The organism is Planctomycetota bacterium (genome assembly GCA_035574235.1).
Lineage (GTDB): Bacteria > Planctomycetota > MHYJ01 > MHYJ01 > JACPRB01 > DATLZA01.
Map to the genome: position 1 here is coordinate 1 of DATLZA010000140.1, position 11722 is coordinate 11722.

14 protein-coding genes are annotated in these 11722 nt (G+C 70.2%); 12 read left to right on the plus strand and 2 right to left on the minus strand.

Annotated features, from left to right (window positions below; translation table 11 throughout):
- The 11 genes from VNO22_12780 to mutS form a co-directional block, all read left to right on the plus strand.
- A partial coding sequence (locus VNO22_12780) for a hypothetical protein (protein ID HXG62249.1) occupies positions 1–486 on the plus strand: 486 nt, incomplete at its 5' end.
- 11 nt (positions 487–497) lie between these two features.
- A complete protein-coding gene (locus VNO22_12785; protein ID HXG62250.1) occupies positions 498–710 on the plus strand; it encodes a hypothetical protein in 213 nt (70 codons plus the stop codon).
- Between the two features lie 49 nt (positions 711–759).
- Positions 760–1290, plus strand: coding sequence for a hypothetical protein (locus VNO22_12790; GenBank protein HXG62251.1), 531 nt, complete (start codon positions 760–762; stop codon positions 1288–1290).
- A gap of 14 nt (positions 1291–1304) precedes the next feature.
- Positions 1305–3161 carry a hypothetical protein gene (locus VNO22_12795; protein ID HXG62252.1) on the plus strand — a complete coding sequence of 619 codons (1857 nt, stop codon included), beginning with the start codon at positions 1305–1307 and terminating at the stop codon, positions 3159–3161.
- 40 nt (positions 3162–3201) lie between these two features.
- Positions 3202–4077: a hypothetical protein gene (locus tag VNO22_12800; protein HXG62253.1), complete on the plus strand. Its 876-nt coding sequence runs from the start codon at positions 3202–3204 to the stop codon at positions 4075–4077.
- On the plus strand, positions 4074–4514 hold the full coding sequence (locus VNO22_12805) for a tetratricopeptide repeat protein (protein HXG62254.1): 441 nt from the start codon (positions 4074–4076) through the stop codon (positions 4512–4514). Before VNO22_12800 ends, VNO22_12805 begins: the two co-directional genes overlap by 4 nt.
- A complete protein-coding gene (gene fsa / locus VNO22_12810) occupies positions 4511–5155 on the plus strand; it encodes a fructose-6-phosphate aldolase (protein HXG62255.1) in 645 nt (214 codons plus the stop codon). Before VNO22_12805 ends, fsa begins: the two co-directional genes overlap by 4 nt.
- A gap of 12 nt (positions 5156–5167) precedes the next feature.
- Positions 5168–5515 (plus strand): hypothetical protein, encoded by a 348-nt coding sequence (locus VNO22_12815; GenBank protein ID HXG62256.1) that lies wholly within the window; start codon positions 5168–5170, stop codon positions 5513–5515.
- Positions 5512–6273: a tetratricopeptide repeat protein gene (locus tag VNO22_12820; GenBank protein HXG62257.1), complete on the plus strand. Its 762-nt coding sequence runs from the start codon at positions 5512–5514 to the stop codon at positions 6271–6273. Before VNO22_12815 ends, VNO22_12820 begins: the two co-directional genes overlap by 4 nt.
- A 201-nt stretch (positions 6274–6474) precedes the next feature.
- Positions 6475–6837, plus strand: coding sequence for a hypothetical protein (locus tag VNO22_12825; GenBank protein ID HXG62258.1), 363 nt, complete (start codon positions 6475–6477; stop codon positions 6835–6837).
- Between the two features lie 44 nt (positions 6838–6881).
- On the plus strand, positions 6882–9470 hold the full coding sequence (mutS, locus tag VNO22_12830) for a DNA mismatch repair protein MutS (protein HXG62259.1): 2589 nt from the start codon (positions 6882–6884) through the stop codon (positions 9468–9470).
- A 2-nt stretch (positions 9471–9472) separates the two neighbouring features.
- Here the strand turns inward: mutS and VNO22_12835 are convergent, their stop codons facing one another.
- Positions 9473–10228, minus strand: a complete 756-nt coding sequence (locus VNO22_12835; GenBank protein HXG62260.1) for a hypothetical protein — start codon at positions 10226–10228, stop codon at positions 9473–9475.
- A gap of 6 nt (positions 10229–10234) precedes the next feature.
- Positions 10235–11269 carry a hypothetical protein gene (locus tag VNO22_12840; protein ID HXG62261.1) on the minus strand — a complete coding sequence of 345 codons (1035 nt, stop codon included), beginning with the start codon at positions 11267–11269 and terminating at the stop codon, positions 10235–10237.
- A 178-nt stretch (positions 11270–11447) separates the two neighbouring features.
- Here VNO22_12840 and rpmA point away from each other — a divergent pair.
- Positions 11448–11722, plus strand: a 275-nt coding sequence (gene rpmA / locus VNO22_12845; GenBank protein HXG62262.1) for a 50S ribosomal protein L27, incomplete at its 3' end; no start/stop codon positions are given.

The following is an 11722-nucleotide window of genomic DNA, read 5'->3' on the forward strand; positions in this document are numbered from 1 at the left end:
AACCTCGCGGCCCTGGCGGGTCACCTCGAGAAGCTCGCCGCCCACGCGGGCCCCCGCCCCGCCATCACCGCCGACGACGTCCGCGCCCTTGTCGGGCTTCACGAGGAGCGCGAGGTCTACGAGCTCGCCCTGGCCGCCGCCCGGCGCGACCTGCCCGGCGCCTTCCGCATCCTGCGCGCCCTCCTGCGGGCCGGCGAGGCCGTTCAGGTTCTCATCTGGAAGCTCGCCTGGCAGTACCGCAAACTCGCCGAGGCCAAGAAACTCCTGGCCTCCGGCAGGCGCCGCTTCGAGGTCACCTCTCAGCTCCAAATCACCTACTACGCCGACGAATTCCTCCGGCTCGTGGACGCCCATTCCCTGGGAGAACTGACCGAAAAGCACGGCGAAATCCTCAAGGCCGACGTGGCGATCAAGACGTCCGGGGGAGCCGACGTCCCCATCCTGGAATCCCTGGTCTGCCGCCTCGCGTGCGGAGGCGTGCGTTAAGGAGGCCTTTTATGGTAGAATTCTGCACGATCTGCGGGACGAGTCTTCCCAAGGGAGACCTGACGGTCAAGGCCGGGCGGCTCTTCACGAGCCACGACTACACGTGCCCGAGCTGCGGGAAGCTCGCCAACCCCGCCAAGGCGCAGGAAGAAAAGGCCCCGGAGGCCGAGCCGGACCGGGACCTGATCTTCAAGAAGGGCTCGGTTCGGACCGAGCCGTCCTAGGGAGCCGGGGGAAAAGGGGCGAGCTGAGCCGACCGGGAGGAGACACCGTATGGCCCTTGACCGCCGTCCCGCGCGCCCGACGACGCGGGCGTTCCCGTCCGCGCCGGGGAAGACCCCCACGCAGCGCGCTCCGGCGCACAAGGCGACCGGCCGCACCGCCCGGGCCGAGCCGCATGCGCCCACCCGCGTCGTCCGGCCGGCTCCGCGGTCTTCATCGAAGACGCTCTGGATCGCCGGCGGCGCCGCCGCGGGAGTCCTGCTCCTCATCGTCCTCGTCGTCGCCGCCTCGGGATCGTCCTCCCGGATTCCCGACAAGGCGCCCGTTCGCAAGGCTCCCAAGCCCGTGGACGTTTCCCAGCTCGAACGCGACGGCATGGCCAAGTGCGAACAGGGTCTCGCGCTCATCCAGAGTTCCTACAATGCGGGCCACAAGGCGAACCTCCAGAGGGGCGTCGAACTGATCAAGGAAGGGAACAGCCTGCTCGAAGAGGCCAACCGGCTCAGCGGCAACATGTACGACACCAAGAAGTACAACGAGGCCCTCAAGATGGCGCGCAACAAGATTCTGGAGTTGAAATAAGAGGAAGCGGGACTATGAGCGACGCCGATTCTCCCACCCGCCGTCGGACGACGACCTCGATCCGCAAGGCGCAGGGCGCCGCGCCCCCCGAGGGCGGCGCCTCCGCCGGTCGCGCGACCGGACGCCTCCCCGCCGGACGGCGTCCTTCGGCGGGGGAACGCCTTCAGAAGACCGCCAAGCCCCCCAGCCGCGTGGGGGCCGCGATCAAGCTTCTGCTCATCCTCGTCGTCGTTCTGGGAATCCCCGGCATCCTTGGGGCGGGCATCCTGATCAAGGACAACCGCGGGCGCAATGTGTGGGTTCGCCTGGGCCAGCGGTTCGGACTTTTCGCCGACGCCGGACGTCGCGCTCCCGCCGGTCCCGCCGAGTCCGAAATGGACATCAAATACAAGAACGCCCTGGCCGCCCGCGCCCGCGCCCAGTTCTACGTGAATAACGAGCTGTCCCGGAGCGAAAAGGAAATCGATTCCCTCTCCGCCGAAAAGCTCGAGGAAATCGTCGCCGAACTCGAAAAGCACCGCGCCCTCGTTCAACAGGGAATCGGCGACATCGAAGCCGTGGCCAATGAGGTCAACAAGCCCGAGGGCACCACCCAATCCCAGGTGGATAATCTCCAGGCCAACGAGGAGCTTCAGAATCAGCAGAAGTACTACAAGGAACTCGGAGCGCTTCTCGTGAAGTGGCGGGATCTGCGCGATCGGAAGCTCGGCAGGACGCCGGAACCGCCGAAGCCGGCCGAGGCCAAACCTCCCGGCGCGCCTTCCGCCCAGGCGGTCGCTCCCAAGCGCGGCGAAACCGTCGTCGCGCCGCTTCCGGGGGAAGCGCCCAAGCCGCCTCCTCCTCCCGCGCCCCGGCTTCAGGTTCCCCCGCGGCCCCATCCCTGGGCTTCCTTCAAGCCGGGCGCGTGGGTGCGCACCCGCCTCCGCACGCAGTCGGGCGACCGCGCGGTCGAAACGCTCACCGATGTCACGCTCGTGGAACTGACGGATGAGGCGGCCCGGCTCAAGGTCGAAACCCTGAACCCCGACGGCAAGGTGACGGTTTCCGAGGAGAAGATTCCTCTCGCTCCCGGGTCCCTCAAGGCTCTCCGGGAAGAGAAGCTCACGATCGGAGGCCGGGATTTTGCCTGTATCGTCGTGGAGACCTCCGGGCCTTCCGGTCCCGTGAGAACCTGGATCCCGCTCGAAGGCCGGGCCGCGCGCGTGGCGACGCTCAAGACCGAATCCGAGGGGGCGTCCGAGGCGGCTGAAGAGGTCGGCGAGGAGACGCTCCAGGTCGCTTCGCGGCCCGTGGCGTGCGTGACGGTCCAGAGCGCCGGCCGCCAGGGGGAAAAGGAGATCCAGAGCCTCGTCTGGTATTCGGAGGAAATCCCCGGTTTCTCCGCCAAGCGGGTCCTCAAGATCGACGGCGCGCGGACGACGGCGGAAGCCATCGCCTTCGGCGACGACGCCGCCTCCAAGCCCGCGCTCGAGGCCCCGAAGCGCGAACCCACGGCCAAGCCGCCCGCGAAGGCCGAGCCCAAGCCGGAACCGACGCCTCCGCCGGCCCCGCCCGAGCCGCCGCGTCCTCCGGAACCTCCGCCGGCGGAAGTACTCGCCCGGGCCGACGCCCTGGTCAAGGAGAGCTCGAGCCTTGCCCTCCGGGTGATTCAGGCGGCCGGCGCGCTGCCGGAAGCCGAAGACGCGCTTCGCGCGCTTCTGGACACCTGCGAGCGCGCCATCGACGGACTCGGCCGCGCGCGGGAGGCCTACCGGAGCGTTCGAGACAAAGCCTCCGATCCCGCGGCGATCGACGCCGGCCTCGGCAAGATCGAGAAGCTCCTGGGCATCTTGCAAAACCACCGGGACGCGATAAAATCTAAAATGAAGTAGCGCGCCGCGGCGACCGCGCCATCGAGAGGGGGAAACAAGGGTGAGAGGGGCAGGTCTCATCATCTCGTCGTTCTTGGCGGCCGTCTTCCTCTCCGCCTGCTCGGCCGCGGCCCCGCCGCCGTCCCCCGCCCTCCCCGAGGATCTTTCCGCCCGGGAGCTTCCGGCCTCCGCTCCGCCCCCGGCGCCCGCCGTCGTTCCCGTGGGGGCCGAGGCGCCTCCCCGGGAGCCTTCCTTCGAGGATCTGCTCAAACTCCAGAAGGAGATCGCGGCCCGCCGTCCGGGACGCGACGAGGAGAAGCTGAGGCTGGCGCTTCTCTACGCGAGCGCCGGGCAGGAAGAGGAGGCCGACCGGATCTTCTCGACGCTCTCGTCCCGGGCCCATCCGCTCGTTCCCTATCTCGACTTTTTCCTGCGCCGCCGGCTCGGCGACCACAAGGAGGCCGGCCGCCTTCTGGCGCGGTTCAACGAGGAGGACCGGCGCGCCACCGGGTTCGTGATCGAGCGCGTGGAGCTGTGCTCGCGCATCCGGCGCTTCCGGGACTACGTACCGGCGGAAAACGACCGCGTGACGCCGGGAGGGACGATTCTCCTTTACGTCGAGCCCCGGAACTTTACGTTGCAGCGCGAGGGGGACACGCATATACTGCATTTGAAGTACGAGTGGAAGCTGTACGACGACCGCGCCGCGGAACTGCCCGTGCCGGCCTGGGAGCGGGCTTCGGCCGAGGAGCGTGAGGACCGCGTGGCCACCCACGGCCCCGTGACGGAGTTTTACCAGAGCTTCAAGCTGCCTCTGCCCGCGAACCTCGCCGCGGGACATTACCGCGTGAAAGTCACGGTCACGGACGTTCCCTCGGGCCGAAGCGACCGGGTGTACGTGCCCCTTACGGTCGCGGCCGCGGAGCGCGCACGGTGAGGATCGCGCGCGCCGGGATTCTGGCGCTTCTGGCCGGGGGCTGCGCGGCGTCGCCGCCGGCTCCGGACGAGGAGGCGCTGGTGGCGTACGAGCAGGCCGGGCGGCTTTACGCCGAGGGACGGTGGGCCGAAGCCGCGGCCCTCTACGAGAGCGTCCTGGCCGTCCGCGACCGGATCCGGGACGCGTATCACCGGCTGGCCCGCTGCCGCCGGGAGCTGGGGGACGAGGCCGCGGCGGCCGAGGTCCTGGAGCGGGCGCTCCGCGTGGACCGGACCGACGAGGAGGCCCTCCGGGGACTGGCGCAGATCCGGGAACGCCGCGGAGAGCTGGCGGAGGCGCTGGCCGCGTGGCGGGCGCTCGCGGCGCTGCGCCCGGGAGATCCGGCCCCGGCGCGGGAAGTCGCCCGGCTGGAAGCGTTGAAAGGACGGGAGCCATGAAGATTTTTCTCGACACGGCCAGCGTCCAGGAGATCAAGGAGGCGGCGCGCCTGGGATTCCTGGACGGGGTCACGACCAATCCCACCCTCATCGCCCGGGAAAAAAAGAAGTTCGACGACGCCATCCGCGAGATCTGCGAGATCTGCCCCGGGCCCGTTTCGGCGGAATGCGTTTCGGAGAAGTTCGAGGACCTCATGCCCGAGGCGCGCCGGCTGGCGAAGCTCGCCCCGAACGTCGTCGTGAAAATCCCGCTCACCCGCGAGGGCCTCAAGGCGGTCAAGGCCTGCGCCGCGGAGGGGATCAAGGTCAACGTGACGCTCTGCTTCAGCGCCCTCCAGGCCATGTTCGCCGCCAAGGCGGGGGCCGCCTTCATCAGTCCCTTCATCGGGCGCATCGACGACACGGGTCACGACGGCATGGTCCTGATCCGGGACATCGTGCAGATTTACCGGAATTACGGCTACGCCACCGAAGTGCTGGCGGCCAGCATCCGGCATCCCGTTCACGTGCTCGAGGCCGCCAAGGCGGGCGCGCACGTGGCCACGATGCCCTTCGCCGTCTTCGACAAGCTCATCCAGCACCCCCTGACGGACCGCGGGGTGCAGCTCTTCCTCGAGGATTATCGGAAGATCCCGCGGTAGGGGAGGCGCGGCGTGAGCAAGGGTTGCGCGCGCCACCCGGACCGGCCGGCGGCGGCGACGTGCGGGCGCTGCCGCGGGGCGGCCTGCGCCGCCTGCGTGCTGATGACGCCTCTGGGGAGCTTCTGCTCCCCCGAGTGCGCCGCCCAGGCGCGCGCGTTCCGGGAACGGGCGCGTGAAGCGCCCGCCCGGCGTCCCGGGGAGACGCTCCGGGCGACGGCCGGGGTCGTCCTGGCGGCCCTGGCGGCGGTCGTGCTGCTTCATCTGGCCGCCCGCCTGGGCGTTCCGGGGGCCGACCGGGCGGACATCATCGGGAGGCTGCTTCGGTCGGTCGAGCGCAGCGGGGAGCTTCGGACGCGATGAGACCTTCTCGGTGGGCCCGGGCGGCGGCCGCGGCGCTTCTGGCCGGATGCGCGGCGCCGGCGTCGCGCGAACCCGTCAACCTCCACTTCCTGCGCGAGGCGGAGAAGCATTTTCTCCTCGAGGAGTACGGCCGCGCGGCCGGATACTACGAGGCGTTCCTGAACGACAACCCCGAGCACCCCGATCGGGCCGAGATCCGCGCGCGCGCCGGGCGGTGCCACCTGGGAGCGGGCCGGCCGGACCTGGCGCTGGCGGCCTTCGAGAAGGCGCTGGCGGACCATCCTTCGGGACCGCTGCGCTGGGAAATTCTCTTCCGCCGCGCGGTGGCCTGGCGGCTCGCCGGGGACGCGGGGCGCGCCGTGGAGGGGTTCCGCGCCGTGGCCGCGGCGCCCGCGGCCGAACGGGGACGGAGCGTGACCGACGACGAGCTTCACTACGAATACGCGCTGGCGCTCTTCCGCGCCGGCGACTGGCGGGGCGGCCACGCGGCGCTGGCGCGCGTGTCGCCGCTGGGTCCGTACGGCGAGCGGGCCCGTTCGCGGCAGGGCCTCACCGCCTTCGCCGTGCAGGTCGGGGCGTACGCGGACGAAGCCCGCGCCCGGGCGGAGGCCTCCAGGGTCCAAGGAAGCGTCCGGGCCGTCCCGGGGGATCGGCCGCTGTTTGTGGTCCTGACGGGCTCTTTTCCCCGGTACGAGGACGCGCAGCGGGAGGCCGACCGGCTGCGCCCGCTCTACCCGGACGCCTTCGTCGTTCCGTAACGGTCCGCGGCGGGGCCGCGTCTGAACAAGGGAAGCGCTTCATCCCCGACGAGGAACCCTCCGCCATGCGCGCCGCCGGGCCTTCTGCGGATTCCGGACCCGCTCCCGCGGTTCCGCGGCTCCCTTGCGCCGAGCGGTGGCCGGAGTGGAAATGGCGCCTGGAGAACGCCTGAGGGCGCTCCCGCCCGGACGGGCCAGGCCATGCCCGACGAAGACGAGATGGATCCCCGCCGAACGGAAATCCTGGCGGGCCTCCGATGCCCCCGCTGCCACGCGACGCTTTCGGTCGTCCTGCCGCCCGAGCTGCCGGGTTATCGCTGCCCCCAAGGCCATGAGTTCCTGGCCGGGAACCTTCTGGCCGAGGGAGGGGCCGACCGCCCGGAGCTCGAAAAGGCGCTCCGCCGCGCCCTGGACGCCTGGGGCGAGCGGGCCGTTCTCCTGCGGGAGATGGCCGCCTCGGAGCGCCGGGCGGGGCGCTCCGCCCTGGCGGACGACTTCGAGCGCACCGCCTTCCTTCTCGAAGGCCGCTGCGGCGTGATCCGCGAGACGCTTGCGGCGGCGTGAGCGGGTCCTTGTCTTGCTCCGGACCGCGCCTTAGAATCCCCGCGATGGCCACGCCGCTCATGGAGCAGTACGCGCGGATCAAGGCCCGCCATCCCCACGACATCCTCCTTTTCCGCCTGGGCGATTTCTACGAGATGTTCTACGACGACGCCCGAACCGCCTCCCAGGTCCTGGGCATCGTCCTCACCTCGCGCTCCAAGGGCGACGCCCGCATTCCCATGGCGGGGATCCCGTATCATTCGGCGCAGTCCTACATCAACCGCCTGCTGCGGGCGGGCCACCGCGTCGCCGTCTGCGAGCAGCTCGAGGATCCCGAGGAGGCCGACGGCCTCGTGGAGCGGGACGTCGTGCGCGTGATCACGCCGGGGACGCTCGTCGAAGAAACGATCCTGGAGGAGCGGCGCAACAACTATCTGGCCGCCGCGGTGTTCGACGGCGCGAAGGCCGGCCTGGCATGGGTGGATCTTTCGACGGGGACCTTTCGGCTGGCCGACGTCGCCGCCGAGCGGCTGCCGGACGAGCTGGTGCGGCTGGCCCCCTCCGAGACGCTCCTGCCCGCCTCGGAGGCCGAGGCGCGGGGCCCCGCCGTGGGGGCCGCCTCGGGCGGGATCGTCACGCCCTTTCACGACTGGATGTTCGACCGAGACGCGGCCGCGCGGGCGCTGTGCGAGCACTTCGGGGTCAGGTCCCTCGACGGCTTCGGCTGCGCGGATCTCGGGCCGGCGGTCGCCGCCGCGGGGGCGGTGCTGGGATACCTCAAGGAAACGCAGCGCGGGCCCCTGGCGCATCTGACGCGCCTGGAGCGCTACGTGGGCGAGGGCCGGATGTTCCTGGACCGCCAGACGCAGGCGGCGCTGGAGCTGACGGAGACGCTGCGGACGGGGGATCGCAAGGGATCGCTCCTCTGGGTTCTCGACCGCGCGCGCACGCCCATGGGGGCGCGCCTCCTGCGCGAATGGGTGACGTCCCCTCTCGTGCGCGCGGCCGACATCCGCGCGCGGCTGGACGCCGTGGAGGAGCTTTTCGCCGACGACGAGCGGCGCCGCCGGGTGCAGGAACGGCTGAGGACGGTCTTCGATCTCGAGCGCGCGCTGGCCCGGGTGGGCGCCGGGCGGGCGACGGCTCGGGACCTCGTGGGGCTGCGCACATCGCTCGGACCGCTGCCGGAGCTGGCGGAACTCAAGTTCCGCTCGGCGCTTCTCGAAGGGTTGCGGATCGGAACCCACCGCGAGCTGGCCGAATACCTCGGCCGGGCGCTCGCGGACGACCCGCCGCATCTCCTGACGGAAGGGGGCCTGATCCGGCCCGGGTTTCACGAGGAACTCGACCGCCTGCGGGACCTGGCCACGGACGGACGCACGTGGATCGCCTCTTTCGAGGCCCGCGAGATCCAGCGCACGGGGATCCCGTCCCTGAAGGTGGGCTATAACAAGGTTTTCGGATACTACATCGAAGTCACCCACGTCCACCGCGACAAGATCCCCGCCGACTACGTCCGCAAGCAGACGCTCAAGAACGCCGAGCGGTTCATCACGCCGGAACTCAAGGAGCAGGAGACGCTGGTCCTCAACGCCGTGGAGCGCTCCAAGGAGCTCGAGTACGAGGTCTTCCAGGAGGTGCGCGCGCGGGTGGCCAGGGAGATTCCGGAACTGCAGGAGACGGCGCGGTCCCTGGCGCTCCTGGACGCCGTGGCCTCCCTGGCGGAGGTCGCGCGGGAGAACCGCTACGTCAAGCCGGAAGTCGACGAGACCGTCGAGCTGGAGATCCGCGAGTCGCGGCATCCCGTGCTCGAGGTGCTGGGCGAGGAGCCCTTCGTGCCCAACGACATCGTGATCGCGGGCGACCGGCGGCTGCTTTTGCTGACCGGGCCCAACATGGCGGGCAAGTCCACCTACATCCGCCAGGCGGCGCTCCTGGTCCTCATGGCCCAGATGGGATCCTTCGTCCCGGCGGCCAAGGCGCGCCTGGGGGTGGTGGATCGGATCTTCACCCGCGTGGGAGCGTCGGACGACCTGACGCGGGGGGCCTCGACGTTCATGGTCGAGATGAGCGAGACGGCCAACATTCTCAACCATGCCACCGAGCGGAGCCTGGTGATTCTGGACGAGATCGGACGGGGGACCTCCACGTTCGACGGCCTTTCGATCGCGTGGGCCGTGACGGAGTATCTGCACGAGGCGGTGCGGGCGCGGACGCTCTTCGCCACGCACTATCACGAGCTGACGGAACTGGGCCGGCGGCTCCCCGGCGTGCGCAACCTCCACGTGGGGGTGAAGGAGTGGGGGGAGGGGATCGTGTTTCTCCACCGGATTCTCGAGGGTCCCACGGACAAGAGCTACGGCATTCACGTGGCGCGGCTGGCGGGCATTCCCCGCACGGTCGTGGAGCGCGCGCGGGTGATCCTGGCGGGGCTGGAGGCGCAGGCGGGGGATCCGCGCGCCGCGGTCCGGCGGGTGCGGCCGGAGGACCTGCGGCAGATCCCGCTTTTTGCGGCCGCCGCGCCCTCCGCTCCCGCGGAGGATCCTCTGCGCCGCGAGCTGGCCCGGCTCGACGTGAACCGCATGACGCCGATCGAGGCGCTGCGCGCGCTGGCGGAGCTGGCGGAGCGGGCCCGCCGCGACGGGTCCGCGTAGCGTCAGTCCTTCGATTCGAGCCGGGCGCGCACCTCGGGAGGCACGTCCGCCCGCGCGGCCCCCCAGTCGGAGAATTCGAATTCCATGTCGAGGCGGTAGGTCCGTACTTCCGGAGGCCCGTCGCGCCGGGCGTAGGCCACCTTGACCGAGCGTTCGTCGCGGACGCGCAGGACCAGGCCGTCCGCGCGCCGCACCGTGAAGGCGATCGTGCCGCGAAGGGTGGAGTTCCAGCGGATTTCATCCGGGGCCTGGAGCGTCCCGGCCCGGACGGCCTTCTCGATCTGAGCGGAGAGGGACTCCTTGAGGAACGTCTCGCGGTAGGGCAGCAGCGTCCGCAGGCAGGCCACACCCTCGATCTCCCGCTCCTCGGGAGGCCGTCCCCCTTTCACCGCGTCGAGCGCGCAGGCGAGGATCTCATGGGGCGGCCGCGCGTCGGTCAGGAGCCGCACGATCGCCTCGGCCTCGGGGTCGGGACGTTCGACGGATTCGCCGATCCGCTCGCCGGGGGTCTTCCAGAGGCCTTCGGGCCCGCGGACGAGGATGCGCTCGCCGAGACGGACGGATCGGTACTGGCGGACGCGGCTGACGAGAAGCCCGTCGGGGAGGTATTCGCCGGCGCGCTCGTACCTTCCGCGGACGCGGTAGGAGTAACCGGCGGCGGCGGTCCTGCGGAGCGCGTCCCGGATCGCCTCGAGGGTCGCGTCGGGAGGGGCGGCCTGCGCCGCGAGCGCCAGGAGGGCCGCCGCGACGGCTCCCATGGGGGCCTACTCCAGGCGCCGTGCGGCCTCCGCGGCGCGGCGCCCCGCCTCGGTGCCCGCGTAGTCGCGGGCGATCTTGCGGGCGGCCTCGCGGGCGGAGGTCCGGTCGCCGGTCAGGGCCAGCTCGAGCTTGGCCTCCCCGGCGCGCGAGATTTCCTCGAGGAGCTTCGCGGCGGTTTCGATCTCGGTCTTGAGAAGCCTGGAATCGTGCTTGAGGACCTGGTTGAGGCGCTGGATGGCGGCGGAGGGGTTGCCGCGTTCGTTTTCCCAGCGGGCGATGCGGATTTCCGCCTGGACGCCGGGGGGCGTGGCGCGGAACGTCCGGACGACTTCCTCGAGGGCTTCGATGCCGGCTTCGGGGCTGACGCTCTCGCCGAGCTCGGCGCGGCGCAGCGCCGATTCGCCCAGTTCCGCCAGGCGGGACTGAGCCTCGCCGACCTCGCGGTATCCGGAGCGTCCCGTCAAGACGATGTCCACGAGGGCCTTGATCCCGCGCGTTTCATCGGACTTGACGAGCTCCATCGCTCGGGCGAAGTCCTGGCGGAGTTTTTGTTCGTACGCGAGGACGGCCTGGGGGGTTCCGATGAGGATTCGGCGGAGCTGGTCGATGGAAAGGGCGCTGGTTCGGAGAAAGTCATTGCCGTAGATGTCGCACCCCACGCAGCTCGGAGCCGAGCGGAGTCCCCATGCCTTGATGTACGGGCTTTCCTTGTCGAAGTCCATCTTGACGAAAGCCCACGGACCGTGGGAAGCCTGGACGAATTCGGTTCCATTGAAGATGTCCGGCTCGCGCGTCTCCGCGGGGGGACGGACGTAAACGAAGATGTACTTTTTCTCCTGGGGTTCCAGTCCCAGGCGCATGAGCCGCCGGCGTTCGAATTCAGGAATCTCCCCCGGAGTCATGGCTTTTTCCATGCTCGGGTACCATTCGATCCGATTGAACCGGTCGCCGAAGTCCGCGCCGCGCCCCTGGGCCCACGCGGGGGATGCCAGAACGGCCAGGACAAGGAACGTCGGCGCCGCCTCCCCGATCCGCTTCATGAGCGGCCTCCCCTGAAGAAGGTTGGTTCGTTGGTCCATTATTTATACAAGACCGCCCCCTCCGGCGGTTTCGGCTCCCGGGAATTTGACGCCTCCGAGGGCGCGGTATTCCACGGCGTCGAAGCCGTTCGAATGCGCTTGACCTGGCCCGGGGGCGGGCCTATAATCCGGCCTTGTTATGGCACATAAGAAAGGGCAGGGTTCGTCCCGAAACGGCCGCGATTCGGAGTCCAAGAGGCTCGGGGTCAAGGTCTTCGACGGGCAGGCCGTCCGCGCCGGAGGCATCATCGTCCGGCAGCGGGGCGCCCGGTGGATCGAGCGCTTCAACGTGGGACGCGGCCGGGATTTCACGCTGTACGCCCTGGTGGACGGGGTTGTCAAATTCGAATCCGGCAATCGCGTCAGCGTCTACCCCGCGCCGGGCGGCAACGGCGGCGCGTCCGCGCCGGCGCC

What these genes read in the sequence shown, in the direction of transcription:
- VNO22_12785 (HXG62250.1), top strand. Translation starts at nt 498, where the DNA reads ATGGTAGAATTCTGCACGATCTGCGGGACGAGTCTTCCCAAGGGAGAC.
- VNO22_12790 (HXG62251.1), top strand. Translation starts at nt 760, where the DNA reads ATGGCCCTTGACCGCCGTCCCGCGCGCCCGACGACGCGGGCGTTCCCG.
- VNO22_12795 (HXG62252.1), top strand. Translation starts at nt 1,305, where the DNA reads ATGAGCGACGCCGATTCTCCCACCCGCCGTCGGACGACGACCTCGATC.
- fsa (HXG62255.1), top strand. Translation starts at nt 4,511, where the DNA reads ATGAAGATTTTTCTCGACACGGCCAGCGTCCAGGAGATCAAGGAGGCG.
- VNO22_12820 (HXG62257.1), top strand. Translation starts at nt 5,512, where the DNA reads ATGAGACCTTCTCGGTGGGCCCGGGCGGCGGCCGCGGCGCTTCTGGCC.
- VNO22_12825 (HXG62258.1), top strand. Translation starts at nt 6,475, where the DNA reads ATGCCCGACGAAGACGAGATGGATCCCCGCCGAACGGAAATCCTGGCG.
- mutS (HXG62259.1), top strand. Translation starts at nt 6,882, where the DNA reads ATGGCCACGCCGCTCATGGAGCAGTACGCGCGGATCAAGGCCCGCCAT.
- VNO22_12835 (HXG62260.1), bottom strand. Translation starts at nt 10,228, where the DNA reads ATGGGAGCCGTCGCGGCGGCCCTCCTGGCGCTCGCGGCGCAGGCCGCC.
- VNO22_12840 (HXG62261.1), bottom strand. Translation starts at nt 11,269, where the DNA reads ATGAAGCGGATCGGGGAGGCGGCGCCGACGTTCCTTGTCCTGGCCGTT.